27 protein-coding genes are annotated in these 25,490 nt (G+C 66.7%); 19 read left to right on the top strand and 8 right to left on the bottom strand.

Annotated elements, in window-relative coordinates; genetic code table 11:
* Positions 1-16 precede the first annotated feature (16 nt).
* The 3 genes from Q9235_RS04715 to hemB all read right to left on the bottom strand — a co-directional run bounded on the left by Q9235_RS04715 (position 17) and on the right by hemB (position 3,866).
* Positions 17-1,261: a threonine ammonia-lyase gene (locus Q9235_RS04715; RefSeq protein WP_306225631.1), complete on the bottom strand. Its 1,245-nt coding sequence runs from the start codon at positions 1,259-1,261 to the stop codon at positions 17-19.
* Between the two features lie 40 nt (positions 1,262-1,301).
* Positions 1,302-2,642, bottom strand: coding sequence for a branched-chain amino acid ABC transporter permease (locus Q9235_RS04710; RefSeq protein ID WP_306225630.1), 1,341 nt, complete (start codon positions 2,640-2,642; stop codon positions 1,302-1,304).
* Positions 2,643-2,816: 174 nt separating this feature from the next.
* Complete coding sequence (hemB, locus tag Q9235_RS04705; protein ID WP_306225628.1) at positions 2,817-3,866, bottom strand: porphobilinogen synthase; 1,050 nt, start codon at positions 3,864-3,866, stop codon at positions 2,817-2,819.
* A gap of 217 nt (positions 3,867-4,083) precedes the next feature.
* Between hemB and Q9235_RS04700 the strand changes: the two genes are divergently transcribed.
* From Q9235_RS04700 to Q9235_RS04680, 5 genes are all read left to right on the top strand, one after another.
* The gene (locus tag Q9235_RS04700) at positions 4,084-4,428 is read left to right on the top strand and encodes a hypothetical protein (protein ID WP_306225627.1); all 345 of its coding nucleotides are present in this window, start codon (positions 4,084-4,086) and stop codon (positions 4,426-4,428) included.
* An 84-nt stretch (positions 4,429-4,512) separates the two neighbouring features.
* Entirely contained in the window at positions 4,513-5,568 is a 1,056-nt protein-coding gene (locus Q9235_RS04695; RefSeq protein WP_306225626.1) for an enoyl-CoA hydratase/isomerase family protein, read from the top strand.
* 2 nt (positions 5,569-5,570) lie between these two features.
* A complete protein-coding gene (locus tag Q9235_RS04690; RefSeq protein WP_306225625.1) occupies positions 5,571-6,011 on the top strand; it encodes a DUF6163 family protein in 441 nt (146 codons plus the stop codon).
* Positions 6,012-6,320: 309 nt separating this feature from the next.
* Positions 6,321-6,833 (top strand): transcriptional regulator LdtR, encoded by a 513-nt coding sequence (gene ldtR / locus Q9235_RS04685; protein ID WP_061964053.1) that lies wholly within the window; start codon positions 6,321-6,323, stop codon positions 6,831-6,833.
* A gap of 304 nt (positions 6,834-7,137) precedes the next feature.
* Positions 7,138-8,382: a L,D-transpeptidase family protein gene (locus tag Q9235_RS04680; protein ID WP_306225624.1), complete on the top strand. Its 1,245-nt coding sequence runs from the start codon at positions 7,138-7,140 to the stop codon at positions 8,380-8,382.
* A gap of 69 nt (positions 8,383-8,451) precedes the next feature.
* On the opposite strand, the gene Q9235_RS04675 is transcribed toward Q9235_RS04680, so the two are convergent.
* Together Q9235_RS04675 and Q9235_RS04670 are read right to left on the bottom strand one after the other, a co-directional pair.
* Positions 8,452-8,802: a hypothetical protein gene (locus Q9235_RS04675; RefSeq protein WP_306225622.1), complete on the bottom strand. Its 351-nt coding sequence runs from the start codon at positions 8,800-8,802 to the stop codon at positions 8,452-8,454.
* A gap of 157 nt (positions 8,803-8,959) precedes the next feature.
* Positions 8,960-10,132 carry an MFS transporter gene (locus tag Q9235_RS04670; RefSeq protein ID WP_306225621.1) on the bottom strand — a complete coding sequence of 391 codons (1,173 nt, stop codon included), beginning with the start codon at positions 10,130-10,132 and terminating at the stop codon, positions 8,960-8,962.
* A 107-nt stretch (positions 10,133-10,239) separates the two neighbouring features.
* On the opposite strand from Q9235_RS04670, the gene Q9235_RS04665 reads away from it, so the two are divergent.
* Both Q9235_RS04665 and glyA read left to right on the top strand, forming a co-directional pair.
* Positions 10,240-10,704, top strand: coding sequence for a helix-turn-helix domain-containing protein (locus Q9235_RS04665; protein ID WP_306225620.1), 465 nt, complete (start codon positions 10,240-10,242; stop codon positions 10,702-10,704).
* Positions 10,705-10,824: 120 nt separating this feature from the next.
* On the top strand, positions 10,825-12,123 hold the full coding sequence (glyA, locus tag Q9235_RS04660) for a serine hydroxymethyltransferase (protein ID WP_306225619.1): 1,299 nt from the start codon (positions 10,825-10,827) through the stop codon (positions 12,121-12,123).
* A gap of 31 nt (positions 12,124-12,154) precedes the next feature.
* Here glyA and Q9235_RS04655 read toward each other — a convergent pair whose 3' ends face one another.
* The gene (locus Q9235_RS04655; RefSeq protein WP_306225617.1) at positions 12,155-13,108 is read right to left on the bottom strand and encodes a hypothetical protein; all 954 of its coding nucleotides are present in this window, start codon (positions 13,106-13,108) and stop codon (positions 12,155-12,157) included.
* A 197-nt stretch (positions 13,109-13,305) separates the two neighbouring features.
* Here Q9235_RS04655 and nrdR point away from each other — a divergent pair, with 197 nt between their 5' ends.
* The 10 genes from nrdR to Q9235_RS04605 all read left to right on the top strand — a co-directional run bounded on the left by nrdR (position 13,306) and on the right by Q9235_RS04605 (position 23,231).
* Entirely contained in the window at positions 13,306-13,800 is a 495-nt protein-coding gene (gene nrdR / locus Q9235_RS04650) for a transcriptional regulator NrdR (RefSeq protein WP_265058865.1), read from the top strand.
* A gap of 85 nt (positions 13,801-13,885) precedes the next feature.
* A complete protein-coding gene (gene ribD / locus Q9235_RS04645) occupies positions 13,886-14,983 on the top strand; it encodes a bifunctional diaminohydroxyphosphoribosylaminopyrimidine deaminase/5-amino-6-(5-phosphoribosylamino)uracil reductase RibD (RefSeq protein WP_306225615.1) in 1,098 nt (365 codons plus the stop codon).
* On the top strand, positions 14,983-15,630 hold the full coding sequence (locus Q9235_RS04640) for a riboflavin synthase (RefSeq protein ID WP_306225613.1): 648 nt from the start codon (positions 14,983-14,985) through the stop codon (positions 15,628-15,630). Before ribD ends, Q9235_RS04640 begins: the two co-directional genes overlap by 1 nt.
* 34 nt (positions 15,631-15,664) lie before the next feature.
* A complete protein-coding gene (ribH, locus tag Q9235_RS04635) occupies positions 15,665-16,174 on the top strand; it encodes a 6,7-dimethyl-8-ribityllumazine synthase (protein WP_306225612.1) in 510 nt (169 codons plus the stop codon).
* A complete protein-coding gene (gene nusB / locus Q9235_RS04630; RefSeq protein ID WP_257731627.1) occupies positions 16,171-16,638 on the top strand; it encodes a transcription antitermination factor NusB in 468 nt (155 codons plus the stop codon). Before ribH ends, nusB begins: the two co-directional genes overlap by 4 nt.
* Complete coding sequence (gene thiL / locus Q9235_RS04625) at positions 16,638-17,633, top strand: thiamine-phosphate kinase (RefSeq protein ID WP_306225609.1); 996 nt, start codon at positions 16,638-16,640, stop codon at positions 17,631-17,633. Before nusB ends, thiL begins: the two co-directional genes overlap by 1 nt.
* A gap of 36 nt (positions 17,634-17,669) precedes the next feature.
* A complete protein-coding gene (locus Q9235_RS04620; RefSeq protein WP_306225608.1) occupies positions 17,670-18,872 on the top strand; it encodes an MFS transporter in 1,203 nt (400 codons plus the stop codon).
* 37 nt (positions 18,873-18,909) lie between these two features.
* Positions 18,910-19,710: a (S)-ureidoglycine aminohydrolase gene (allE, locus tag Q9235_RS04615; protein WP_306225606.1), complete on the top strand. Its 801-nt coding sequence runs from the start codon at positions 18,910-18,912 to the stop codon at positions 19,708-19,710.
* 208 nt (positions 19,711-19,918) lie between these two features.
* On the top strand, positions 19,919-22,075 hold the full coding sequence (locus tag Q9235_RS04610) for a sodium-translocating pyrophosphatase (protein ID WP_306225605.1): 2,157 nt from the start codon (positions 19,919-19,921) through the stop codon (positions 22,073-22,075).
* Positions 22,076-22,298: 223 nt separating this feature from the next.
* A complete protein-coding gene (locus tag Q9235_RS04605; RefSeq protein ID WP_306225604.1) occupies positions 22,299-23,231 on the top strand; it encodes a DMT family transporter in 933 nt (310 codons plus the stop codon).
* On the opposite strand, the gene Q9235_RS04600 is transcribed toward Q9235_RS04605, so the two are convergent.
* The gene (locus Q9235_RS04600; RefSeq protein WP_306225603.1) at positions 23,226-23,675 is read right to left on the bottom strand and encodes a DUF4262 domain-containing protein; all 450 of its coding nucleotides are present in this window, start codon (positions 23,673-23,675) and stop codon (positions 23,226-23,228) included. The two genes, Q9235_RS04605 and Q9235_RS04600, sit on opposite strands and share 6 nt — an antisense overlap.
* Positions 23,676-23,690: 15 nt before the next feature.
* Positions 23,691-24,185 carry an outer membrane protein assembly factor BamE gene (locus Q9235_RS04595; protein ID WP_306225602.1) on the bottom strand — a complete coding sequence of 165 codons (495 nt, stop codon included), beginning with the start codon at positions 24,183-24,185 and terminating at the stop codon, positions 23,691-23,693.
* A 183-nt stretch (positions 24,186-24,368) separates the two neighbouring features.
* On the opposite strand from Q9235_RS04595, the gene Q9235_RS04590 reads away from it, so the two are divergent.
* Both Q9235_RS04590 and Q9235_RS04585 read left to right on the top strand, forming a co-directional pair.
* The gene (locus Q9235_RS04590; protein ID WP_306225601.1) at positions 24,369-24,869 is read left to right on the top strand and encodes a ubiquinol-cytochrome C chaperone family protein; all 501 of its coding nucleotides are present in this window, start codon (positions 24,369-24,371) and stop codon (positions 24,867-24,869) included.
* Complete coding sequence (locus Q9235_RS04585) at positions 24,859-25,416, top strand: YceD family protein (protein WP_306225600.1); 558 nt, start codon at positions 24,859-24,861, stop codon at positions 25,414-25,416. Before Q9235_RS04590 ends, Q9235_RS04585 begins: the two co-directional genes overlap by 11 nt.
* Positions 25,417-25,490: the final 74 nt, after the last annotated feature.

Raw genomic sequence — 25,490 nt, 5'->3', positions numbered from 1 at the left:
GGGAGATAATGTTTGGTCAGCGGGCCGGTTCCGCAAGACCGCGCGGCAAAATCCGCCGCGGCGCGAAGCCGTTCCTGGCGAGCGCATCCTCGATCGCGCGCGAATGCGCCGCTCCGCGCGTCTCCACCGTGACGTCGAGCGTCACGCCCTTGGCAGGCACGTCGAGGAAGAGTCGGCCATGGCTGACCTCGAGGATATTGGCGCCTTCCTCGCCGAGCAGGCTGGCGATCCGGCCGAGCAGGCCCGGCCGGTCGCTGGTCGTCAGGCGGAAGGCGACGATGCGGTCGTCGCGCTCCAGCTCGCGCACCATGATCGCGGCGAGCAGGCGCGTGTCGATATTCCCACCGCTGAGCACGAGCCCGACCTTGCGGCCGGCATAACGCTCCGGCTCCTTCAGCATCGCGGCGAGGCCGGTCGCGCCGGCGCCTTCCGCGAGGCTGTGCTGGAGGCTGGCATAGGCATTGACCGCGCGCTCGATCAGGTCCTCGCCGACGAGCACGATGTCGCCGACGAGGGCGGAGATCACCGGAAGCGTCAATTGGCCGACGGTCTTGACCGCGATGCCTTCGGCGAGCGTCGGCCCGCCGATCGGCTTGTCCTGCCGATGCACGGCATTGAAGAAAGAGGGATACAGGCCCGCCTCGACGCCGATCAGTTCGATTCCCGGCTTGATCGCCTTGGCCGCGACGGCGTTGCCGGCCATCAGGCCACCGCCGCCGAGCGGGATGATCAGCATGTCGAGATCGGGAGCTTCCGCCAGCATCTCGCGCGCGAGCGTCCCTTGCCCGGCCATGACGGCGGCGTCGTCATAAGGGTGGACGAAGGTGAGCTTCTCGGCGCCGGCGAGTTCATGCGCCTTCTGGCTGGCTTCGGAGAGCGTCTCGCCATGCAGCACGACACGCGCGCCATGAGCGCGGGTGTTCTCGACCTTCACCAGCGGCGTCGGCTCGGGCATCACGATCGTTGCGGGGATGCCGAAGCGCTTGGCGTGATAGGCGACCGCCTGGGCATGGTTGCCCGCCGACATCGCGATGACGCCGCGCACCCGCTCGGCCCCGCTCAGCGAGAGCAGCTTGTTGACCGCGCCGCGCTCCTTGAACGAGGCGGTCGCCTGCATGTTCTCGTGCTTGACCAGCACGGTCGCGCCGGTGAGCTCGGACAGGCGCGGCGCCGGCACCAATGGCGTGCGCAGCACATGCCCGGCGATCCGCCCGGCGGCGGCGTCGATATCCTCGGGGGTGATCGCGAAGCTCTCGCTCATGCTCGGGTCTCGTTTCAGATCGGCAGGCGACGAGAGGGCCTCACACCCGCCGCGGCGTCAATTCGCCGTCGCCGAAAAAGCCGCCGGGACGCCAGATCAGCACGATGGCCAGCAGCGAATAGACCGCGAGGTCGCGTTGCTCGATCGGCAGCGTCGCCGACCAGATCGCCTCGAAACCGGCGATGAAGAGCCCGCCGAGCGCCGCGCCGCTGACCGAGCCGATGCCGCCGAGGATCGCCGCGACCAGCGCCTTCAGGCCGAGCGAGAACCCGCCGGCGAAGCCCATGCCGCCATAGATCGCGGTGACGATGACGCCGGCGATGCCGCAGCAGGCGCAGGCGATGATGATGGCGACGTCATGGACCGAGCGGGCATCGACGCCGAACAGCGCGGCAGTCTTCGCATCGTCCGATACGGCTCGCCACGCCCGGCCATAGGCCGTGCGCCGGATCAGCAGGACGACGCCGAGCGTCGCACCGAGCCCGATCGCGGCGAGCGCCAACGCAAGCGGATTAAGCGTGACCACGAAATTGCCGGCATGGGCGAGCGGGACCGGCGTGTTGAACACCGGCGGCAGCCAGCGCAGCTCCGGTCCCTGCACCAGCCGAAGGTATTCGGACATCGCGATGGCGAGCCCGATCGTGGCGATCAGCATCTGCTGGCCGGTGGCGCGTTCGAGATGGCGCAGCACGAAGCGGCCCATGGCGAAGCCGTGCAGGGCGCAGACGGCGATCGCGACGATGAAAGCGACGACAAGGCCAGAGATTGGCGTCGATATAGCCAGCGAGAGCAGCAGCGCGACCCCGACCACCGAAGCGAGCGCCCCCAGCGCCGCGAATTCGCCGAAGCTCAGGATGATCCGCCCGGTCAGGCCATAGACAAGAGCATAGGCGGCCGCGAGCATCGCGTAGATCGCGGCCGAGGGCAGGGCGCCCAGGCCCTGCTGCAGGCCGTAGGCGAGGCTGGCGGAAATAGCGGGCAGGGTTTCGACCAAGCGCTCGGCCGGATCGGGCGGTGGCGAGGCCCGGTCCTCCAGATAGAAGCGACGCAGCAGGTAGAAGCTCGCGTCGGCCATCGGCAGGCCATCGGACGCGATGCCGACGAGCGCGCCACGGCTGGGGCCGCTGCCTTCGCTGGCGAACAGGCAGTCGATGCTGCGATGGCGCGAAAGCCCGTCGCCGAGCTGGATCCGGTAGAGCAGCCTGAGCGCGCGCGGCACCGGCCCCTTGGTGGTTCGCTCGATCTCGATGCGGGCGTTCGGCGGATTGAGCGGCGGGATCGCCTGTCGGCACAGCCGCATCTGGTCGGTGTCGAAATCGGCGCCGCAGCCCGCCAGTGCGAGCGTGACGACGGCCAGAATCGACAGGAGGAGCGGGCGCATGCAATCGCGACGGTAGCGCCTGCGGGGCCGCGCTGTCATCCCGTGCGCGGTGCAGCGCGTAAGCGGTGCGCCGCAGTCACGAAGCCGCGTAACGAGAAGGCGCCCTTCCTGAAGACGGTCCCGCATCTGCGCAACGGCATTACATGCCGCAGCGCGTGCGGGATGACACCCTGTTTACGCGCTGGCCTTCAGCTTCTTCGCCACGCGCGGTGCGAAATAGGTCAGCACGCCGTCGGCGCCGGCCCGCTTGAAGGCGAGCAGGCTTTCCAGCATCGCCTTGTCGCCGTCGAGCCAGCCATTGTTGGCCGCCGCCATGATCATCGCGTACTCGCCGGAGACCTGATAGGCGAAGGTCGGGACGCGGAAATGGTCCTTCACCCGCGCCACCACGTCGAGATAGGGCAGGCCGGGCTTGATCATCACCATGTCGGCGCCTTCTTCGAGATCGAGCATCACCTCAGCGATCGCCTCGTCCGAATTGGCCGGGTCCATCTGGTAGGTGCGCTTGTCGCCGACGAGCGTGGCATTGGTGCCGATCGCGTCGCGGAACGGGCCATAGAAGGCCGACGCGTATTTCGCCGCATAGGCCATGATCTGCACGTCCTCATGGCCATCGCTGTCGAGCGCCGCGCGGATCGCGCCGATACGCCCGTCCATCATGTCGGAGGGCGCGATCACGTCAGCCCCGGCATCGGCGAGCGCCAACGCTTGCCCGACGAGGATCTGCACGCTGGCGTCGTTGAGGACGCGCTCGCCCTCCATCACACCGTCATGGCCATGCGAAGTATAGGGATCGAGCGCGGCGTCGCAGATGATGCCGATCTCGGGCACCTCGCGCTTGATCGCGCGCACGGCGCGGCACATCAGGTTGCCGGTGTTGAGCGCCTCCGAGCCGGTCGGGTCGCGCAGGGCCTTGTCGACATAAGGGAACGGCGCGATCGCGGGGATGCCGAGCGCGGCCGCTTCGGCCGCCCGGCGCACGGCCTCGTCGACATTGAGCCGGTCGACGCCGGGCATCCATTCCACCGGCGAACTGGCCTCGCGCGAATCCATCAGGAAGATCGGCCAGATCAGGTCGTCGGTCGTCAGCGCCGATTCCCGCACCAGCCGGCGCGACCACTCCGCCTTGCGGTTGCGGCGCATGCGGCGCGTCAGGCCGAGCGACGGTGCCTCGTCATGACGGGATTTCGGAGTCGGGAAAGGCCGCACGACCGGGGATTCCATGGCGATTGCCTCAAGCGATGAACGACACACGCGCGGCTTTCGTCATGCGGGCGAAGCCGACCAATGGCTTCTTTATCACATCGGAACGATTCCAAAACAGGGCGCATGGTCGCAACTTTGCCGGCATCGCGGCTGCGGTGGATGGCGGGCATCCTGCTCTTGCCTTGCAGGTCCTTTCGCGAGGAAGTCTGCCTTGCCGCTTCCAGGGACTCTCCGCGTGCCGAATCCGATCTGGACGATCATTCCCGTTCTTTGCCTTGTCGCAGTCCCGGCCCTGTCCGACGTTTCGCGCCGCGACGCAATAGAGGCGCAGACGGCGAGCGCGCTCGCTTCCGCTGACTACGCACAGCGTCACTGCCCGTCGCTGCGGATCGGCTGGCCGCGCGTCGAGCAGAACCTGAAATCGATCAAGGGCACGATCGAGGGTCTGCGCCGCACCGAAAGCTATGAGGAGCAGGTCGCGGCGCTGCAATCGGTGGAGAAACAGCAGGGCCGGGCGATGGTCTGCATGGTGTTGCCCTCCGCCCATGGCGGCTATGGGCGCGGGATCATCCTGCGCTGATGCGCAGGTGGATGGCCGATCCGTCGCGTTGACAAGCCATGCCCCGCCTTCCAGAACCGCTGCCCACGGAGGCCGGATCGGACCATGACTGAAGATCGCGAGATCATCTGCGAGATTCGCGGCGCTGCCGGCGTCGTCGTGCTCAACCGGCCGAAGGCGCTGAACGCGTTGAGCCTCGGCATGGTCCGCGAGCTCGCTCGCGCGCTCGACACCTGGGAGAACGACCCGCAGGTCACGCGCGTCGTCGTGGTCAGCACCAGCGAGAAGGCTTTCTCGGCCGGTGGCGACATCCGCTGGCTGCATGATTGCGGCAAGGCTGGCCGCCATGACGAGATGCTCGCCTTCTGGGGCGAGGAGTACATCCTCAACCACCGCATCAAGACCTATCCCAAGCCCTATGTCGCGCTGATCGACGGCATCGTCATGGGCGGCGGCGTCGGCATCTCCCTGCATGGCAGCCACCGCATCGCCGGCGATCGCTATCTCTTCGCCATGCCGGAGGTCGGCATCGGCTTCTTCCCGGATGTCGGCGCGACCTATGCCTTGCCGCGTCTCGAAGGCGGCTTCGGCGGCTTCCTCGCGCTCACCGGCGAGCGGGTCGGCGCGGCCGATGCGCTGGCGGCGGGCCTCGCGACCCATGGCGTCCCCAGCGAGCGCATGGCGGAGCTTGCCGACGCGCTGACGAAGCCCGGCTCGCTCGACGATATCCTCGCCGGGTTTACCTTGCAGCGCGGGCCCGGTCCCCTGCATGCCGAAAGGGCGGTGATGGCCGATGCCTTCACGGCGGGCAGCCTGCCGGAGGTGATCGCGCGCCTGAGGCAGGCGGCCGAGAAGGGCAGCGCCTTCGCCGGAAAGCTCCTGCAGACCATCGCGGTGAAGTCGCCGACCAGCGTCGCCATCGCCTTCGAGCAGATGCGCCGCGGAGGAAGACTCGACTTCGCCGAGGCGATGCGTACCGAATACCGCATCGTCTCGCGCATCGCCCGCGGGCATGATTTCTATGAGGGCGTGCGCGCCGTAGTGATCGACAAGGATCAGGCGCCACGCTGGCAGCCGACGACGCTGGACGAGGTCCGACAGGCCGATATCGACGCCTATTTCGCGCCGCTCGGCGCCGCCGAACTGAAGCTGGAGGGTTGAGCTTGGGCCTGGGCGGAGATGGCGAGGCCCTGCGCGGCGCCCGGACGGGCGAAGCCGAGGGCAAGCAGGCGAACCGCTGGCGGCTCGTCCTCGTCTGGTTCCTGCGTCTGCTCTCGGCCTTCTGGCTCGCCAAGGGGCTGACCGCCTGGATGGTGATCTTCGGCCTGCCCGGCAATCCGCAGCCGCCCTTCGAGAACCGGTTGCTGAGCTACCAGGCGATCATCGTCTATTTCGCGGTGATCGATCTCGTCGCGGCGGTGGGCCTCTGGCTGACATCGACCTGGGGCGGCGTGCTCTGGCTGCTGGCCGCGATCAGCCAGATACTGCTGAGCTTCCTCTTCCCGCGCTTCGTGCCGATGACGGCTTGGCTGGTCGGCCTCTATATCGGGCTGATCGCAGTCTATTTCCTGGCGACCTGGGCGGCCGAGAACGAGGCCGAGTAGCTGTCGGCGCGTGCGTGACCGGGGCGCGTTTCTCGTTACGCGGTCCCGTGTCTGCGACGCACCGCTTCGTGCTGCACCGCGCCCGGGATGACGGCGCGGGTTGGCCGCCTGACCCCTCGATTGCCCCGAGTCATGGTAAGAATCGCTTTAGCTTAAGCGTTTCTGGCTTCACTTACGATTCACTCAAAGGGGTAAATCCCTGATTCATCCTGATATTTAAACTCGTTTTCATCCGCTCCAGCTTATGGTGTGTTTCAGAAGCGGACCGGGAGACAAATCCTGGCCGACACACAACAGGCGGGATATACCATGAAAGCGAGCGTCAAGACTTCTGAGGTTGCCAAGACCGGCGATGCAGATCTCAACGTGAAGCCTCTTTATCTTGAGTCTCTCACGCTGGTGGAGCGGCTGCATCGCCGCCTGCTCGACGTCATCAAGGATGAGTTCGAGCGCCGCGGCCGGGACGACGTCAACAGCGTGCAGGCCCTGCTGCTCTACAATATCGGCGATGCCGAGCTGTCGGCCAGCGAGCTGCGCACCCGCGGCTACTATCTCGGCTCGAACGTCTCCTACAACGTCAAGAAGCTGGTCGAGCTCGGCTATCTCCATCATGCCCGCTCGCGCATCGACCGCCGCTCGGTCCGCATCAGCCTGACCGAAAAGGGCGCCAGCGTGCACGATATCGTGAAGGGCGTGTACGACAAGCATGTCCGCACGGTCGAGCAGATCGGCGGCATCGCGGCCGACGACTTCGAGCGGATGAACAACGCTCTGCTGCGCCTCGAGCGCTTCTGGACCGACCAGATCCGCTACAAGCTCTGAGGTATCAGCCGGTTTCCGGCATTCGAATGCTGCCCGCCTGGCAGGGGCACGACAGGGAGGTCATCCCGGTCGTGCCCATACGGCTTTGTCGAGCTGCGACCTCGACTGTGGTTTTGCTGCCATGCATGCGGCAAAAGCGGGCCATGCCCTAAATTCGCCTCTGTCATCACGCCTCGTTAACTGTGCTAGGACACCGTCGACGGCCGAGAGCTTGTCCGCCGCGCATCGCGTCGCCAGCGTCGCCCGTTCAGGCGGCGTTTTCTTGTGGCCGGCGTGCTCGCGTGAAGCCTTGAAGAGGGAAGAGATGTCGCAGTTGAGCCTGACCCGCCGCGAAACCGTGCTGGCTTTGCTTTCGAGCGCCGCCACGGCTGCCGCCGCACCGGCGCTCGCCCAGCAGGCCGAATGGCGCCAGAGCTACGATGCCGGCGCCCGCAACGCCGTGGCGCGCTCCTCCACGCCGATGCTGTCGGCCGAGGCGCTGCAGGCGACCGAGCAGGCGATCGTCGCCTATCGCGATCTCGCCGCGCGCGGCGGCTGGCCGCAGGTCCAGTTGCCCGAGCGGATGAGCGTCGGCGCCAAGGGGCCGGGGGTCGTGGCTCTGCGCCGCCGCCTGATCGTCACCGGCGATCTCGACGCCGCGGCCGGCGAAAGCAGCATTTACGATTCCTATGTCGAGGCGGGCGTGCGCCGCTTCCAGTCGCGCGTCGGCCTGTCGACGACCGGCTCGATCAACCGCGCCACCGTCGCCGCGCTCAACGTGCCGATCGACCGCCGTATCCGCCAGCTCGAGACCAATGTCGTCCGTCTGCGGAGCTGGTCCGGCAATCTCGGCAACCGCTATGTCGTGGCCAACATCCCGGCTGCCGCGGTCGAGACGGTCGAGAACGGCCATGTCGCGACGCGCCATGCCGCCGGCGTCGGCCGTGCCGACCGCCAGTCGCCGCTGCTGCAGACCAAGATCCCCGAGATCAATTTCAATCCCAACTGGACCGTTCCGGCTTCGATCATCCGCAAAGATCTGATCCCGAAGATGCGCAAGGAGCCGAACTACCTGGCCGAGAACAGGATCCGCATCATCGGCCCCTCCGGCGCGGAAATCCCGTCGTCGCAGGTCAACTGGAATTCCGACGAGGCGACGCGCTACACCTTCCGGCAGGATCCGGGCGGCGAGTTCAACTCGCTCGGCTTCGTGCGCATCAACACGCCGAGTAAGGACGGCGTCTACATGCACGACACGCCGTCGAAGGGAATCTTCGGCGACGATTACCGCTTCGTCTCCTCGGGCTGCATCCGTGTCCAGAACGTGCGCGACTATATCGGCTGGCTCCTCAAGGAGACCCCTGGCTGGGACCGCGCCAAGATCGACGAGACGATCCAGTCCGGCGAGAGAGTGAACGCGCGCATCTCCAATCCGGTGCCATGCTACTGGGTTTATGTCACCGCCTGGGCGACGCCGGACGGGGGCGTGCAGTTCCGCGACGACATCTACAACAAGGACGGCCTCGGCCCGGCCCCCGTTGCCGCGCTGCAGGGCGATCAGGACATCTGAGGCCTGGTCTTCACGCGCGTTTTGAAAAGCCCGCCGGCTTCCGGCGGGCTTTTTCGTGGGTTGCAGATCTCAGCGCGTCAGCCAGGATGGCGCGACATAGCCGACGCAGCGCGCTTCGCCCGGGCCCGGATTCAGGACTTCGAAGGCCGGAACGGGGCAGTTGTTTCCCGGCGCTGGATTGTTGAGGCGAGCGACGTTGCCGTCGCCGTCCGGCAGCGAGCGATAGACGCTGGTGGAGCCGCCCGGATAGTACTGTCTGGTCACCGTCCAGGTCTCGGCTGACGCCTCCTGGCTCAGCAACGGCATCGACAGGACGAAGACGCTCGCGCCGCCGAGAAATACCTTCTTGAGCTGCCTGGAGATCGGCTGAGCCGAATCTGGAACGGGACTCGCGTTCTGTTTTGGGGCGTTTTGTGTCATCGAGAGGCATCCAGTGTTGCGCTAGGTCATGCGCAGCAAGCTGCAAGCCATGATTTGTTAACCATTAAGGCGGGCGCCGGGGGCACCGCTGCCGCGGTGGCCCGACGCCCGCCCTCAGTGTCTCTGCGTCGGAACCGCACGGGAGCGGCTGTCCCGGTCAGCCCCCGACGCGCGAAAGCCTCGAGAAACGCGCTCCTGTCGCCGCGACCGCCATGACCGCGAGCAGCCAGGCGGTGCTGCTGAACAAGATCGCATAGCTATGGGCGGCGATCAGCGGCGTGCTGGCCAGCGGAGAGCAGAACTGGCCGATGAAGATCGATGCGGTCAGGATGCCGCCCGCCAGGCCTCGCGACCGTCGGGGCGCGAGATCGAGCGCCATCGCGACGAAGCTCGGCGACACCAGCGCATAACCGGCGCCGATCAGGAGCGCTGCCGTGAACAGTGTCGAAATCGATGCCGAGCGCGACAGGAACAGGAAACCAAGCGCCATCGCGGCATAGCCGGCGGCGAAGAGGCCCGCGGAGCCGATCATCTGCCGGATGCGCCGATAGAGCAGGGCGGAACAGCCGCCCGAAATCATCAGCAGGCCGAGTACCGTTCCGGTCATCACCGCACTGTCATAGCCGCTGGCCTCCAGGAAGAACGAGATCTGCGTCGGCATCAGGAAGAAGATCATGTTCGTCAGGCCCTGGAGCAGGACGAGCGCGGCGAGCAGGCTGCGCCAGGACGGATGCCCATCATCGCCGCTTGCCGGCAGGGCACCTGGCGCGGCCGCGAGGCGCGGCGGCTCGATGATGGCCAGCCACATCAGCGGCAGGAACATCGCCGCCAGCCCATAGATCGCGAAGGGCAGGCGAGGCGACAGGGTTGCGGCCCAGCCGGCCAGCGAGATGAAGACCAGCCCGCCGAAGTTCCGCGCCGAGATCTGCAAGCCGGTCAATGCGTTGCGGTCGTCTCCGCTGAAATAGTCGCCGATCAGCGCGGTCTGTGCGGTCATGATCAGCGCAACGGCGACGCCGAGCACGAGGCGGCTGGCGAAGATCGATGGCAGGTCGGGCAGGGCGAGCCCTGCGCAGCCCGCAATCACGAACAGAACGACACCGGCCAGCAGCATCGCGCGCCGGCCGAGCCGATCGGCGGCAAGGCCTGCGAGCGGCGCGAACAGCGCGACGCTGAGCGAAGGCGCCGGCACCAGCAGCCGCGTCAGCATCGCGGCGTTCGGGTCATCGGCGAACAGCCGCTCGATGCCCGGCAGCGCCGGGCTGATCGTCGCATTTGCCATGGTGGTGAGCGATGCCGCCAGCAGGAGCGCGATGGCGCGCGGGTCCATCCAGATCGCTCTTTCTCGTGCTGCAGCAAGGCTTTCCATGATTTTTCCTCTTGTCGTTTTCATGCGTTCGGCAGAGCCTACAAATTCAAGTCGACTTGAGGTCAAGCATGCTGTTGCTGGATATCGGAGAGGTCGCGGAACGCTCCGGCGTGCCGGCCTCGACCCTGCGCTATTACGAGGAGATCGGCCTCATCCGCTCGGACGGGCGGCGCGGCCTGCGCCGGCAATACGATCCTGATGTCCTGCTCAGGCTGTCGCTGATCGGGCTCGGCAAGACCGCGGGCTTCTCGCTGGACGAGATCGCCGCGATGTTCGGCGCGGACGGGCAGCCGAACATCCCGCGCGAGCAGTTGCGGGAGCGGGCCGACGAATTGCAGCGGCAGATGATCGGGTTGAGGACGCTGCGGGACGCGCTCCGCCACGTCGCGGATTGCCGGGCGCCGACTCATCTGGAATGCCCGACCTTCCGGGCGCTGCTGCGCACGGCGTCGCGCCGGCCGCTCGCCTACACGCCGTCCCGCCCAGCCGCGGAGAAGAAATTGCTGCCGAAGCGGCAAAAGCCGGGCGGTTGACGCTGCGGCGATGCAGCTTTTCCGCCGCGGCATCTATCGCTTGGACAGCCTCCCGCCACATGATAGGGGAGCCGCGACGAAGCCGGGCGCCCACCGGCCGTTGAACTTCAGGAGCCGGACATGACCGACGCCGCGCTGAACAAGCACCTCTCGAACTCCTTCTTCGGCGCCTCGCTGCATGATGCCGATCCCGAGATCGCCCGCGCGATCGACCTGGAGCTCGGTCGCCAGCGCGACGAGATCGAGCTGATCGCCTCCGAGAACATCGTCTCCCGCGCCGTGCTCGAAGCACAGGGCTCGGTGATGACCAACAAATATGCCGAGGGTTATCCGGGCCGGCGCTATTATGGCGGCTGCCAGTTCGTCGACATCGCCGAGAAGCTCGCGATCGAGCGCGCCACGCGCCTCTTCGGCTGCGCTTACGCCAACGTTCAGCCGAACTCCGGCTCGCAGGCCAATCAGGGCGTCTTCATGGCGCTGATGCAGCCCGGCGATACCTTCATGGGCCTCGACCTCGCTGCCGGCGGGCACCTGACCCATGGCGCGCCGGTCAACCAGTCCGGCAAGTGGTTCAACGTCGTCTCCTACGGCGTCTGCGTCGTCGACCAGATGATCGACTACGACGCGATGGAGCGCCTCGCCGTCGAGCACAAGCCGAAGGTCATCGTCGCTGGCGGCTCGGCCTATGCCCGCCACTGGGATTTCGCCCGCTTCCGCGAGATCGCCGACAAGGTCGGCGCTTATTTCATGGTCGACATCGCCCATTTCGCCGGGCTCGTCGCCGGCGGCGCGCATCCCTCGCCGTTCCCGCATGCCCATGTCGTCACCACCACGACGCACAAGACCCTGCGCGGCCCGCGCGGCGGCATGATCCTGACCAATGACGAGGCGATCGCGAAGAAGGTCAATTCGGCGATCTTCCCGGGCATCCAGGGCGGCCCGCTGATGCATGTCATCGCCGCCAAGGCGGTTTCGTTCCACGAGGCGCTGCAGCCGGAGTTCAAGACCTACGCCCACGCCGTCGTCGCCAATGCCAAGGCGCTGGCCGAGACGCTGAAGTCGAAGGGCTTCGATCTCGTCACCGGCGGCACCGACAACCACCTGATGCTGGTCGACCTGCGCTCGAAGAAGCTGACCGGCAAGGCGGCGGAAGCCGCGCTCGGCCGTGCGCACATCACCTGCAACAAGAACGGCATCCCCTTCGATCCCGAGAAGCCGATGACGACCTCGGGCATCCGCCTGGGCACCCCGGCGGCGACTTCGCGCGGCTTCGGCATCGCCGAGTTCAAGCAGGTCGGCGAACTGATAGCCGAGGTGCTGGACGGTCTCGCGGCCCATGGCGAGGAAGGCAATGCCGCGATCGAGCAGGCGGTCACCGCCAAGGTCAAGGCGCTGACGGCGCGCTTCCCGATCTACTGAGGCGGGATCGGGGAACCTGCATGCTTCGGGCTCAGGGGAACGTGCCCTTGAGCTCGAACATGATCATGTTCTCGGTCTGGTTCCCCATGTCGGGGCGGTTCTTGCGGCTGAGATCGACGCCCAGCTTCAGGCTCTCGGCGATTTTGTAGGAGGCCGAGGCGCTGCCGGTGACGTTGTCGTCCTTGATATTGGCGGCAACCGACAGGCCGAAACGATCCTTGTTGGCGCTGAGCCGCAGCGTCAGATCGACTTTCGGTTTCGTCAGGTCGACCTTGTTGGTCGCGTTCAGGCTGATCACGCCGTATTTCACCCCGACTTCGCTGGTGACCTCGGGCGCCTTCGCGTTTGCGGTGACGATCTGCAGCGACAGGTCGATCTTGAGCTGCTCCCAGGCGATTTTCCCGGTGACCTTGCCGCCATAGCGCTCGGCCGTCGGGTCGAAGATGATGTTGCCGAGACCAACGGTGACCTGGCCGGATTTCAGCGTGCCGACCTTCAGCACCTCGAATTTCAGCTTCTCCAGCTCCCGGATGCCCATGCCGTAGATCGTGCCGGACGGCTTGGTGATGTAGAGCGCGACGCCGGAACCGACCGCCAGCACCGCGCCGACCACATAGAGAATGCCCTTGTTGTGATCGACCCAGACGCCGATCGCCGATGATTTCGCCGCGTCCTCGAAGTTCTTGAGCTGCTTTTCCAGCGCCTTGAACTTCGAGGATTCCTTGATCTGCTTGAGATAGGCGTCGGTCGCAGCCGTTTTCACGCCGTTGACGATCGAGGATTGCAGCTTGCCGATCTCTTCGGTCGTCAATTGCGAGCTGGCGGTCGGGCTGCGGGATTTCGCGAAGCTGAGGACCGCATTCTCGGCCGCCTTGAGCAGTGCCGGGTTCTTGAAGGTCTGGATGAGGCGCTCCGGAGCCCGTGCAACCTCGGAATCCAGGAGATCGAAGGCCAGCAGCACCAGGCCGCCGAACGCGTCGCTCATGTTGTCTTCGTTTTCTGCCATGGTAGAAGCTCCGCCGCGCTCGCTGTGAAGGTCGAGTGTTCGTCGCCGTAACGCGCTTCGAGGTTCATCGCCGCGCGCAGCATAGCAGCAGCGGCGCCTTGACGTCTGGCGCGAGAACCGGCGCTGGGGCAAAGAAGCGTCGGGCGTCTCGCCCGCAGGCATTCAAGGATTCGCGCATGCGCTGCCCCTATTGCAGCTCCCTCGATACGCAGGTGAAGGACTCCCGTCCCACCGACGATCACGCCTCGATCCGCCGCCGCCGGGTCTGCCCGGATTGCGGCGGCCGCTTCACCACCTTCGAGCGCGTGCAGTTGCGCGAATTGACCGTCGTCAAGCGCTCGGGCCGGCGCACGCCCTTCGACCGCGACAAGCTGGAGACCTCGATCGCGCATGCCCTGCGCAAGCGCCCGGTCGCGCCGGAGCGGATCGAGCGCATGGTCAACGGCATCGTGCGCCAGCTCGAAAGCTCGGGCGAGGCGGAGATCCAGAGCTCGGCCATTGGCGAACTGGTGATGGAGGGGCTCAAAGGTCTCGACGACGTCGCCTATGTCCGCTTCGCCTCGGTCTACAAGAACTTCCGCGAGGCCAAGGATTTCGAGGAGCTGCTCGGCCAGCTCGGCACGATCGAGGAGGAGGGCGTCTCCGCCCCGCCGCGCCGCGCCGATGACTGATCCCAGGGCTTCTTCACACGAAGCGGCCATCGCTTCGCGTGAAGACAATGCGTCGGGCCGACAGCAGGCGATCGACCGCGCCTTCATGCGCCAGGCGCTCGCCTATGGCGCGCGCGGCCTTGGCACGACCGCGACCAACCCTTCTGTCGGCGCCATCGTCACCCGCGACACGCCGGACGGTCCCGTCGTGGTCGCACGCGGCCATACCCAGCCCGGTGGCCGTCCGCATGGCGAGGCGCATGCCTTCTCGCGAGCGGGCGCGGCCTCGATGGGCGGCACGCTCTATGTCACGCTCGAACCCTGCTCGCATCGCTCGGTGCGCGGCGGCATTCCTTGCGTCGAGCACACCATCCTCTCCGGCGTGAAGCGCGTCGTTTCGGCGATGTCGGACCCCAATCCCTTCATCGCCGGGCTCGGACATGCCTTGCTGCGGACCGCCGGTATCGAGGTCACCGTCGGCGTGCTGGAAGCCGAGGCGCGGCAGGCGCATCGCGGCTATCTCACCCGCATCACGCAGGGCCGCCCGATGGTGACCTTCAAGATCGCCCGCACCGCAGACGGCTATGCCGGCGGGGCAGGAGGCGTTCCGCTCGCCGTGTCGAGCCCGGTCGCCGGCGGCTGGGTCCATCTCCAGCGCGCGCATCACGACGTCATCATGCTCGGCATCGGCTCGGTGCTTGCTGACGATCCGCAGCTCACCGTGCGCTTGCCCGGCATGGCGGATCGCTCGCCGATCCGGGTTATCCTCGATACGCATCTGCGCCTGCCGCTGACGTCGAAGCTCGTCCGCACGGCCCGTGGGGTCCCCGTCTGGGTGATCGCGGCCGAAACCGCGCCGGTTGAGCCCGAACAGGCGCTGGTCGCTGCGGGCGTCGAGGTCATGCGGGTCTCGCTGGGACCGGACGGCCATCTCGACCTCGCCGAGGCGCTAACCCTGCTCGGCACGCGCGGCATCAACCGCGTCTTCTCGGAGGGCGGCCCGCGCATCGGCGAGAAGCTCGCGCTCGCGGGGCTCGCCGACGAGGTCATCGTCTCGACCTCTCCGAAAACGCTGGGGCAGCCCGGCATTGTTGCGGTGCGCCCGGGGCTTGCCGCTGAGCTGGCCGACCCCGATCTATACGCCCTTGTCGAGACCGGCCTGATCGGTCAGGACCGTTTCGAGCATTTCACGAGGAGAGGCTGATGTTCACCGGCATCGTCACCGCCATCGGTGAGGTCGTGGAGGCGGAGCGCAAGGGGCCGAGCCTCAAGCGCCTCGCCATCGCCTGCCCTTATGAGGCGGAAGGCATCGCCATCGGCGCCTCGATCGCCTGTGCCGGCGTCTGCCTGACCGTGACCGCATTGCGTGCCCGCACCGATGGCGAACCCGGCTGCATCTTCCAGGTCGAGGCTGCCGCCGAGACGCTGGCGAAGACGAATGTCGGAACCTGGGAGTCCGGCACGCGGATTAACCTCGAGCGCTCGCTCAAGGTAGGCGAGGAACTCGGCGGCCATCTCGTCACCGGCCATGTCGACGGCGTCGGACGCATTCTCAGGATCGAGCCGATCGAGCCCGATCCGGACGAGCCCTGGGGCGCAACGGCACGTTTCCATATCCGCGCGCCGCAGGGTCTGCCCCGCTTCATCGCGACCAAGGGCTCGATCTGCCTCGACGGCACCTCGCTAACCGTCAACTCGGTCGAGGACGATGTCTTCACCGTGCTGCTGATTCCGCACTCCTTCGCGGTCACCACCTGGGGCCAGCGTGGCGAGGGCGACCCCGTTCATGTCGAGGTCGATCTGATGGCACGGTATGCCGCGCGGCTTGCGGAGGCGCGCCCGCAAGGGTAACCAGCCCGATCACGTTCCAAGAAGGACAGAAGAAATGGCCGGACCCCGGCAGACCTCGGCCGACAAGGCCGCAACTCCTGCCGTCGAGATCGACGGCGCCCGCGTCCTCGTGGTCGAGGCACGCTTCTACGACAACTACGCCGACGAGTTGCTGGCCGGCGCCATCGCGGTGCTGGAGGAAGCCGGCTGTCGCGTCGATGTCGTCACCGTTCCCGGTGCGCTCGAAATCCCCTCGGCGATCGTCATCGGCCTGCGCGCCGCCGACGAGGCTGTCGACCCTTACGAGGCGGTCGTCGCGCTCGGTACCGTCATCCGCGGCGAGACCGGCCATTACGATATCGTTGCCGGCGAGAGCTCGCGCGCGCTGATGGATCTCTCGGTCGCCTTCGCCCTGCCGCTCGGCAACGGCATCCTGACCGTCGAGAACGAGGCGCAGGCCTGGGCCCGGGCCAGTCGCGAGGACATGAACAAGGGCGGCGGTGCTGCCGAGGCGGCGCTCGCCGTGCTGCGCTACAAGCGCTCACTGGCGGAGCCGTCCCAATGAGCCGCGCCGAGAAGCGGCGCGGGGCGCGGCTCTCGGTCGTGCAGGCGCTCTACGAGATGGAAATCGGCGGCCGCGGCGTCGTCGAGGCCATGGCCGAGTTCGAGCATTTCTGGATCGGCAAGGAGGTCGAGGAGATCGAGCTGCCGGAGGCGGAGATCGCCTTCTTCCGCGACATCCTCGGCGGCGTCGTCCGCGAGCAGCGCCTGGTGGACCGTACCGTAGACGAATTGCTGGCCAAGGACTGGCCGCTGAAGCGGGTCGAGGCCGTAGTCCGCGCGATCCTGCGTGCCGGTGCCTATGAGCTCGCCTTCCGCAAGGACGTGCCGGCCCGCGCCGTGATCTCGGAATATGTCGCGGTCGCGCGCGCCTTCTACGAGGGCGACGAGATCGGCATGGTCAACGCCGTGCTCGACCGCATGGCCCGCGACTTCCGCGCCGACGAGTTCGATCCCGCCAGCGCCTGATGACCGAACCGACCCGCCCCGGCGAATTCGAGCTGATCGCCCGCTATTTCGCGCCGATCGCCGGGCCGGGCGGGCTTGGTCTCCTCGATGATGCCGGCCTGTTGCGGCCGGGCCGTGGCTATGAGGTCGTGGTCACGGCCGATGCCCTCGTCGCCGGCGTCCATTTCTTCCCCGACGATCCGCCGGGCGCGATCGGGTGGAAGGCGCTGGCCGTCAATCTTTCCGACCTTGCCGCGAAGGGCGCCAAGCCCGAAGGCTTCGTCCTGACGCTCGCCTTGCCGCGCGGCTGGACCGAGGGCTGGCTCGCCGATTTCGCTGGCGGACTCGCCCGCATGGCCGAGGCGGCGGGCTGCCCGTTGATCGGCGGCGACACCGTCTCGACCTCGGGGCCGCTCACCCTCTCGATCACCGCCTTCGGCACGGTTCCGGCCGGGCGGATGGTCCGGCGCTCAGGCGCTAAGCCGGGTGATGTCGTGCTCATCTCCGGCAGCATCGGCGACGGCGCGCTTGGGCTCAAGGTCCATGGCCCGGACAAGCCGGACTGGGTCGCCGCGCTGAGTGCCGAGGACCGCGCCTTCCTCGCCGATCGCTATCTGCATCCGCAGCCGCGCCATGCGCTCGCCGATGCATTGCAGCGCCATGCCTCGGCGGCGATGGATGTCTCGGACGGCCTCGTCGGCGATCTCGCCAAGCTCGTGAAAGCATCCGGCGTCGGTGCCGAGATCGATCTCGACGCGGTCCCGCTCTCGGGTCCGGCCCGCGCCGCGCTCATGGCTGCTCCTGCGTTGGCGGAACTGGCCTGGACCGGCGGAGACGACTACGAAATTCTCTGCACGGCCTCGGAAAGGGAATATACTGCTCTCGTCGCGGCGGCGGAAGGAGCGATGCTTCTGCTGATGCCGGTCGGGCGGATCTCGGACGAGGCCGGCGTGGTGACTTATCGCGGGAAGGGCGGGCCGCAGAGCTTCGCGCAGGGCTCCTTCTCTCATTTCTGACAGCGGCGCATCACGGCGACCGCAAGGCGCGTTGTGATGAATCAGCATTTCTCGGCTCTCGACGGCGACAGGCTCGCGAAGCGCAATGCGCTTGTCCTCGCCGGCGCCCAGGCGCTCGGCGGCGCCAACCCGGCGATCATCGTCTCGCTCGGCGGCATCGTCGGCGCCCAACTCGTCGCCGATCAGGCTTTCGCGACCGTGCCGGTCAGCCTGCTCCAGCTCGGCATAGCCGCGGGCGTCATCCCGGCGGCGATGGTCATGCGTCGGCTGGGCCGGCGCAATGGCTACCTGATCGGGGCGCTCGTCGGCGCGGCCGGTGCGAGCATCGCCGCTGGCGGCGTCTCGCTGCGCCTGTTCTGGCTGTTCTGCCTCGGCACCTTCGTTTGCGGGCTCTACGGCTCCTTCGTCCAGAGCTATCGCTTCGCCGCCGCCGATACCGCGACCGACGCCTTCAGGCCGCGCGCGATTTCCTGGGTCATGATAGGTGGCCTCGCTGCGGGCGTCATCGGCCCGCAATCGGTCTACTGGACACGCGATCTGACGCCTGCCGCGCCTTTTGCCGCGAGCTTCATCGCGCAAGGCGCACTCGCGCTGATCGCGATCCTGATCGTGTCGCGCTTGCGGGCGCCGCCGGTCGCTGCGGTCCGTTCCGGCGGCGGGCGTCCGCTCGGGGTGATCATGCGCCAGCCGAAGTTCATCGCCTCGGTCACGGCCTCGCTCGTCGCCTACGGCCTGATGAGCTTCGTGATGACGGCAGCCCCGATGGCGATGGTCGCCTGCGGCCATTCGGTCGGCGACGCCACGCTCGGCATCCAGTGGCATGTGCTCGCGATGTTCGGGCCGAGCTTCTTCACCGGCCGCCTGATCGCCCGCTTCGGCAAGGGCACGGTCACTGCGGTCGGCCTCGGGCTGACGGCGCTCGCCGCTGTCGTCGGTCTTTCGGGTCTCAGCGTCGGCCATTTCTGGCTGGCCCTGATCCTGCTCGGCGTCGGCTGGAATTTCGGCTTCATCGGCGCGACGGCGCTGGTGACCGACTGCTACCGGCCTGAGGAGCGGGTGAAGGTCCAGGCGGCCAACGATTTCCTCGTCTTCGGCTCGGTCGCCATCGCCTCGTTTTCGTCGGGCGGCCTGCTCAGCCATGGCGGCTGGACGGCCGTGAACTGGCTGGTCTTCCCGCCCGTCGCGATTGCCCTTGCCCTGGTGGCATGGCAGCGTTTCCAGCGGCCGGCCGTGGCCTGAGCCCGGCCGCCGACAGATCCACGATTGGAGCCGATCGATGAACAACCGCGCCTTCCCGCCCGCGACCGGCCATGTTCCGCCCGGCGCCATCGGGCATAATCGCGGTGTCATCAAATCCAACTACGCCTTCATGCCGCCCGAGGGCGTGCTGGTCAGCCGCCTGCCGCAGTATCGCGATACGATCGTGCGCGTCCTGACTGGGCCGGTGATGGGCGCGGTTTTCGCCCAGTATGTCCTGGAGATCGCGCCCGGCGGCGGCACGCCGGCCGCCTTCAGCGAGGACGGCATCCAGCACTTCTTCTACGTCCTCTCGGGCGAGGCGCGGATCGCGGTCAGCGGCGGGGTGGCGCAGGCTCTCACCGTTGGCGGCTTCGCCTATCTGCCGCCGGCGACCGCCTTCACCCTGCGCAACGAATCGGCCGAGACCATCCGCGTGCTTGCCTTGCGCAAGCGCTACGAGGCGGCTCCTGGGCTCGACGTGCCCGAGCCGATCGTCTCGCATCAGGATGCCGTGCCGATCACGAATCACACCGGCATGGAAGGGCGCGGCTTCCAGTTCCTGCTGCCCTATGGCGACATGCGCTTCGATTTCGAGATGAACCTGATGTGGTTCAAGCCGGGAGTCTGCTTCCCGGCGGTCGAGACCCATGTGATGGAACACGGCCTCTACATGCTGGAGGGGCAGGGGCTCTATCTGCTCGGCGCCGACTGGCACGAGATCTGGGAGCGGGATTTCATCTGGATGGGCGGTTTTTGCCCGCAGCAATTCTACCCGACCGGCTACGGCGACGCCTGCTACATGCTCTACAAGAACGTCAATCGCGACCTCGCTCTCTGAGCTTTCGCCGATCTGCCTGACATTCGACCAAATTTGTAAGCCGAGGCGTTTGCGCTCCTCGCCGAAACTTGCCACAAATTCGCCTGACACTGGCGACGCGAGGCGGGCCTTGAGTCTTTAGGGCCCGTTTTTTCGCTGCCTGACGTCCAACGCTGCAAAGAGGAGCGATCACGCTCCCACGGCTGGAAGCTCAAGGTCAGGAAATCGAATGTCAGCTCTGCTTCTCATCATCATATTGAGTGCGCTTTCCATAGCCTACGGCGTCTGGGCCTATGGCGATGTGATGAAGCGCGACGCCGGCAACCAGCGCATGCAGGAGATTTCCGGTGCGGTCGCCGAAGGCGCGCAGGCCTATCTCAAGCGCCAGTACATGACCATTTCGATGGTCGGCGTCGTGCTTTTCGTCGCGCTCGCCTGGCTGCTCGGCAAATGGGTGGCGATCGGCTTCCTGATCGGCGCGGTGCTCTCGGGCGTCGCCGGCTTCATCGGCATGAACGTCTCGGTGCGCGCCAATGTCCGCACCGCCCAGGCTGCGATGCAGTCGCTGGGCGAAGGTCTCGACGTCGCCTTCAAGGCGGGTGCGGTCACCGGCATGCTCGTTGCCGGCCTCGCGCTGCTTGGCGTCGCCGTCTATTACGGCGTCCTGACCTCCTTCCTCGGCTTCGAGGCCTCCAGCCGCACGGTGATCGATTCGCTGGTGGCGCTGGGCTTCGGCGCCTCGCTGATCTCGATCTTCGCCCGTCTCGGCGGCGGCATCTTCACCAAAGGTGCTGACGTCGGCGCCGACCTCGTCGGCAAGGTCGAGGCCGGCATTCCCGAGGATGATCCGCGCAACCCCGCGACCATCGCCGACAATGTCGGCGACAATGTCGGCGACTGCGCCGGCATGGCCGCCGACCTGTTCGAGACCTATGCGGTGACGCTGGTCGCGACCATGGTGCTTGCGGCGATCTTCTTCGCCGGCCAGCCGGCGCTCGGCACGATGATGCTCTATCCGATGGCGATCGGCGCGGCCTGCATCGTGACCTCGATCATCGGCACCTTCTTCGTGAAGCTCGGCGCCAACCAGTCGATCATGGGCGCGCTTTACAAGGGCTTCATCGCTGCTGGCGTGCTTTCGGTCGGCGCGATCGCTGCCGTGAACTACGCCATGTTCGGCGGCTTCTCGGCCGCCTTCAAGACGGTGCAGGGCGTCAGCTTCACCTCGGGCGGGCTCTTTGCCTGCGCGCTGGTCGGCCTCGCGGTGACGCTGCTCATCGTCATCATCACCGAATACTACACCGGCACCGGCAAGCGCCCGGTGGTCTCGATCGCCCAGGCCTCGGTGACCGGCCACGGCACCAACGTCATCCAGGGCCTCGCGGTCTCCCTGGAATCGACGGCGCTGCCGACCATCGTCATCATCGCCGGCATCATCGCCTCCTACAGCCTTGCCGGCCTGTTCGGCATCGCCATCGCCACCACCGCCATGCTGGCGCTGGCCGGCGTGGTCGTGGCGCTCGATGCCTTCGGCCCGGTGACGGACAATGCCGGCGGCATCGCCGAGATGGCGGGCCTGCCCAAGGAGGTCCGCCACTCCACCGACGCGCTCGACGCCGTCGGCAACACCACCAAGGCGGTGACCAAGGGGTATGCGATCGGCTCGGCCGGTCTCGGCGCGCTGGTGCTCTTCGCGGCCTATACCTCGGACCTGAACTTCTTCATCTCCGAGGCCAACAAGGCGGGCTCGACGGCGTTCCAGTACTTCAAGGGCGTCACCGTCGATTTCTCGCTGTCCAACCCTTACGTCGTCGTCGGCCTGCTGCTCGGCGGCCTCATTCCCTTCCTCTTCGGCGGTATGGGTATGACGGCGGTCGGGCGCGCGGCGGGCTCCGTCGTCGAGGAAGTGCGCCGGCAGTTCAAGGAGAAGCCCGGCATCATGGAAGGCACGGACCGGCCCGATTACGGCCGCGCCGTCGACATGCTGACCCGCGCCGCGATCAAGGAAATGGTCGTGCCTTCGCTCCTGCCGGTGCTGGCGCCGATCGTGACCTATTTCGTGATCTACTGGATCGCCGGCAAGAACAACGCCTTCGCAGCCGTCGGCGCCATGCTGATGGGCGTGATCGTCACCGGCATCTTCGTCGCGATCTCGATGACCTCGGGTGGTGGCGCCTGGGACAACGCCAAGAAGAGCTTCGAGGACGGCTTCGTCGACAAGGACGGGGTGCGCCATCTCAAGGGCTCCGAAGCTCACAAGGCCTCGGTGACCGGCGACACCGTCGGCGACCCCTACAAGGACACGGCGGGCCCCGCCGTGAACCCGGCGATCAAGATCACCAACATCATCGCCCTGCTGCTCCTGGCCATCCTGGCGCATTCCTGAGCGCAGGCAGCACTGAGACGCTCACGGACCCGCGGCGCAAGCCGCGGGTTTTTCTCTTGAGGGGGCGGTTCAAAGATTTTTGAAAACAGAGGCTTAAGCGCCTCGCTTGAATCAATCCGGCAAGCCCCCTGAATCAAGCTCCGAAGCTACGGCCGGGTCCGTAGCGTTCCCGCATGCGCCGCTGCTGCCGCGCTGGCATGGTCCTGCGACCTCAGGAGAAACCATGGCCATCCGAACGCTCGATCAGTCCACTGCCACCCCGAACCGCGCCGTGGAGCTCACGCTCCTGCTGGTGCTGGCCGGGCTCTGGGGCGGTTCCTACACCTTCATCAAGCTCGGCGTGGAGACGATCCCGCCGCTGACCCTGATCGCGGCCCGGACCCTGATCGCGGGCGCAGCACTGCTCGCCGTCATCCGCTGGCGTGGCCTCAGGCTGCCGCACGATCTCGCAACATGGCGGCAGTTCCTGATCCAGGCCTGTCTCAACAGCGTCGTGCCCTTCACCCTGATCGCCTGGGCCGAGCGCAGCGTCGATGCGGGGCTGGCGACGATCCTGAGCTCGACCAGCCCGATCTTCGTCGTCCTGCTCTCCTGCCTCTCGGCGTCGGCCGAGCGCCTGCCGCCTTTACGCCTCGCCGGAATCGCGGCCGGCCTCGTCGGCACCATCCTGATCGTCGGGACACAGGCGATGGCAGGCTTCGGCGAGCAGCTCTGGGCACAGCTCGCGCTGGTCGCGGCGAGCCTCTGCTATGGCGGCGCGGCCTTGTTCGGGCGCAGCTTCAAGGGGCTGGATCCGATCATGCCGGCGGCCGGCTCGCTGCTCTGCGGTGCGCTCGTCCTGCTGCCGCTCAGCCTGCTGCTGGACCGGCCCTGGACCCTGTCGCCTTCCGCCCAGTCGATCCGGGCGCTGGTCGCGCTCTCGCTCGTGTCGACCGCACTGGCCTTCGTGATCTATTTCCGGCTGATCGCGCGGCTGGGCTCCGTCGCCACGACGGCGGTCGCCTATCTGCGTGTCCCGACCGGCGTGCTGATCGGCATGGTCTTCCTGGGGGAGGTGCTTGCGCCGATGGCCTGGGCCGGGCTCGGCTTTGTGATCATCGGGGTGATGGCGATGACGCTGCCTGCGAAGCGATCAGGCGCAGGCCGGGTGTCATGATACAAGAAGAGGTTGTGCCAGCCGAAACGGATCGTCCTCGGGGACTTGCCAAGGCCAAATACCGCGCGTGTCTGGATAAATCAGTTGTAGAACGTCGAAGTGTTTGCCGTCATTGAGCCAGAGGTTCCAGCCAAAATGCTGCCGATAGTGGCTGTGCCCGACTGCGCCAAACTGACAGGCAAATCCCTCTAGAAAGCCGTCGGCGACGTCTCCGGACTTGAAGAGCTCTCCGCTTCGAACACGAGCGTTATATTCATTGATGATCGAGTGGCAGAGTTCCTGCCGAAGCCCAAGCACGACCAGTTCCGGCACATTGCAGGAGCGCTGAATGCCCACGGAATACGAGAAGCGAGGGTAGTCCTCGCTCTCCAGTACATGGATGATATGGCAGCCGTAACGCTCGATGTCGGCGAGGCACTTGAGCTCGCCTGCATCGAGCGTCATTAACTCCCGCTCCGCTTACGAGCCGAGCGGGTTGAACTTGGTGACGCCCCTGAACAGGTTGCGCAGGAAGCTCTGTTCCTCGCCACCCGTCGGGGTCGTCCGGCTGATGAAGTCGAAGATCACGCCGTCCTGCAGGCCGTAATGCGCGATGCGCTCGACCTTGAAGCCCTTGTTGAAATAGATCACCAGCACCTGCTGGTCGATCGTCTGCGGGTCCTGGAACTGGAACCGGCGGCGCATCGTCTGGCTGATGTAGTAGAAGGTGCGGTTGCCGACCGTCGAGGTGGTCGAGGGCGTGCCGAGCGTCGTCAGCACCGCCTGCACGTCCATGCCGACCTTGACCTGCGCGATCAGGGTATCGTCCATCACGAAGCCGCGCTTGAACTCCTCGTTGATGCCCGAGGAGGTCGGCAGCACGAAGCCGCCGGCATCGGGGCCGCAGCCGGCCAGCGCAAAGGAGGTGGTCGCGAGGGCTCCGAGCAGAGCCGTGCGGCGGGTGATCTGGGTCATGCGGGCACGATCCGAAAGGCGAGCACGGCCCGGGACGATCCCAAGCCGCTTGTCAAAAGGGTAAGGGTTGGCGTAACGCCCGAGGATGGCTTTGGCAAGGCGAGGACGCCCCGAGCAAGAGCGGGCGGGAGTAAACAAGTGATTTTCGGGTTGTTCGGCAAGCGCGCCAATCGGCGCTCTCCTATGGACACGCTGTTCGCGCGGGTCGCAGAGGCCTCGCGCCTGCCGGCTCTTTATATCGAAGGCGGGATTCCCGACAGCTTCGAGGGCCGTTTCGAATCGCTCACCTTGCATGTTTTCCTGGTGCTGCGCCGTTTGCGCGAATTGCCACCGCCGGCCGCCGAACTGGCCCAGGAATTCATCGATGCCTGCTTCGCCTATCTCGAACTCGGCTTTCGCAATGGCGGCGTCAGCGACATCGCCGTGCCCAAGAAGATGAAGAAGATCGGCCAGATGTTCTATGGCCGCGTGCAGGCTTATGAGGCGGCGCTGGCGGCGCCGGGCCCGGAGGCGCTGGCCGAGGCGCTCGGGCGCAATGCCTGCGCCCCCGAGGCGGCGCCGACGCTCGCAGCCTATATGCGGGCCGCGCAGGAGCGGCTCGCCACGGCCGATCTCGACGGCATCATGAACCGGGAAGACCTTTTCCCGGCCTTCTCGGTCCCGGAGGCTGCTCATGACGCATGATCACCTGCCGGCTGCGCCGCTCAGGCACCCGATCCGCGTCGAGGCGATCCGTCCGCGCGGCACGGAGGTCGTGGTCCGGGCGGAGGCGGAGCAGTTGCCCGCCATCGCCGCGCAGCTCGGCCTCGTCTCCATCGAGTTGCTGGAAGGGCGCTACAACCTGACGCGCAACGGCGAGCGCGTGAAGCTCGACGGTCGCATCGCGGCCCGCCTCCACCAGGCCTGCATCGTGACGCTCGATCCGTTTCCGGTTCAGCTCGACGTGCCCGTGCAGCTCGACTTCGCCCCCGGGGAGGAGGCTGCGGCCTTCGCACGGCGCAATGACCGGGACGATGCCGAGATCGACATCGAAGTCCTCCTGAACGAGGACGACCCGCCCGAGCCCATTATCGACGGCGTGATCGACCTGGGCGGCATCACGCTGGAATTCCTGGCGCTGGCGCTCGATCCTTATCCGCGCAAGCCCGGCGCCAGTTTCGAGTCGTCGGAGAGTGACACCGGCACGGAATCGCCTTTCGCGGCGCTGGCAAAGTTGAAACGCGGTGACTGAAGCGCTCTCCGGCTCTTGCGTTGCTTGCGGCATTGGCCCAAGTCGCTATTGTCCGGCCGGCACTGAGCCGCCCC

Origin of the sequence: Bosea beijingensis (assembly GCF_030758975.1) — a bacterium.
Taxonomy (GTDB): Bacteria; Pseudomonadota; Alphaproteobacteria; order Rhizobiales; family Beijerinckiaceae; genus Allobosea; species Allobosea beijingensis.
Note: the sequence above shows the minus strand (reverse complement) of the source record. Positions and strands in the feature narration are given on the sequence as shown.

Coding starts and splice junctions, on each gene's coding strand:
- Q9235_RS04715 (WP_306225631.1), bottom strand. CDS start 1,261: ATGAGCGAGAGCTTCGCGATCACCCCCGAGGATATCGACGCCGCCGCC.
- Q9235_RS04710 (WP_306225630.1), bottom strand. CDS start 2,642: ATGCGCCCGCTCCTCCTGTCGATTCTGGCCGTCGTCACGCTCGCACTG.
- hemB (WP_306225628.1), bottom strand. CDS start 3,866: ATGGAATCCCCGGTCGTGCGGCCTTTCCCGACTCCGAAATCCCGTCAT.
- Q9235_RS04695 (WP_306225626.1), top strand. CDS start 4,513: ATGACTGAAGATCGCGAGATCATCTGCGAGATTCGCGGCGCTGCCGGC.
- ldtR (WP_061964053.1), top strand. CDS start 6,321: ATGAAAGCGAGCGTCAAGACTTCTGAGGTTGCCAAGACCGGCGATGCA.
- Q9235_RS04680 (WP_306225624.1), top strand. CDS start 7,138: ATGTCGCAGTTGAGCCTGACCCGCCGCGAAACCGTGCTGGCTTTGCTT.
- Q9235_RS04675 (WP_306225622.1), bottom strand. CDS start 8,802: ATGACACAAAACGCCCCAAAACAGAACGCGAGTCCCGTTCCAGATTCG.
- Q9235_RS04670 (WP_306225621.1), bottom strand. CDS start 10,132: ATGGACCCGCGCGCCATCGCGCTCCTGCTGGCGGCATCGCTCACCACC.
- Q9235_RS04665 (WP_306225620.1), top strand. CDS start 10,240: ATGCTGTTGCTGGATATCGGAGAGGTCGCGGAACGCTCCGGCGTGCCG.
- glyA (WP_306225619.1), top strand. CDS start 10,825: ATGACCGACGCCGCGCTGAACAAGCACCTCTCGAACTCCTTCTTCGGC.
- Q9235_RS04655 (WP_306225617.1), bottom strand. CDS start 13,108: ATGAGCGACGCGTTCGGCGGCCTGGTGCTGCTGGCCTTCGATCTCCTG.
- nrdR (WP_265058865.1), top strand. CDS start 13,306: ATGCGCTGCCCCTATTGCAGCTCCCTCGATACGCAGGTGAAGGACTCC.
- ribD (WP_306225615.1), top strand. CDS start 13,886: ATGCGCCAGGCGCTCGCCTATGGCGCGCGCGGCCTTGGCACGACCGCG.
- Q9235_RS04640 (WP_306225613.1), top strand. CDS start 14,983: ATGTTCACCGGCATCGTCACCGCCATCGGTGAGGTCGTGGAGGCGGAG.
- ribH (WP_306225612.1), top strand. CDS start 15,665: ATGGCCGGACCCCGGCAGACCTCGGCCGACAAGGCCGCAACTCCTGCC.
- nusB (WP_257731627.1), top strand. CDS start 16,171: ATGAGCCGCGCCGAGAAGCGGCGCGGGGCGCGGCTCTCGGTCGTGCAG.
- thiL (WP_306225609.1), top strand. CDS start 16,638: ATGACCGAACCGACCCGCCCCGGCGAATTCGAGCTGATCGCCCGCTAT.
- Q9235_RS04620 (WP_306225608.1), top strand. CDS start 17,670: ATGAATCAGCATTTCTCGGCTCTCGACGGCGACAGGCTCGCGAAGCGC.
- allE (WP_306225606.1), top strand. CDS start 18,910: ATGAACAACCGCGCCTTCCCGCCCGCGACCGGCCATGTTCCGCCCGGC.
- Q9235_RS04610 (WP_306225605.1), top strand. CDS start 19,919: ATGTCAGCTCTGCTTCTCATCATCATATTGAGTGCGCTTTCCATAGCC.
- Q9235_RS04605 (WP_306225604.1), top strand. CDS start 22,299: ATGGCCATCCGAACGCTCGATCAGTCCACTGCCACCCCGAACCGCGCC.
- Q9235_RS04600 (WP_306225603.1), bottom strand. CDS start 23,675: ATGACGCTCGATGCAGGCGAGCTCAAGTGCCTCGCCGACATCGAGCGT.
- Q9235_RS04595 (WP_306225602.1), bottom strand. CDS start 24,185: ATGACCCAGATCACCCGCCGCACGGCTCTGCTCGGAGCCCTCGCGACC.
- Q9235_RS04590 (WP_306225601.1), top strand. CDS start 24,369: ATGGACACGCTGTTCGCGCGGGTCGCAGAGGCCTCGCGCCTGCCGGCT.
- Q9235_RS04585 (WP_306225600.1), top strand. CDS start 24,859: ATGACGCATGATCACCTGCCGGCTGCGCCGCTCAGGCACCCGATCCGC.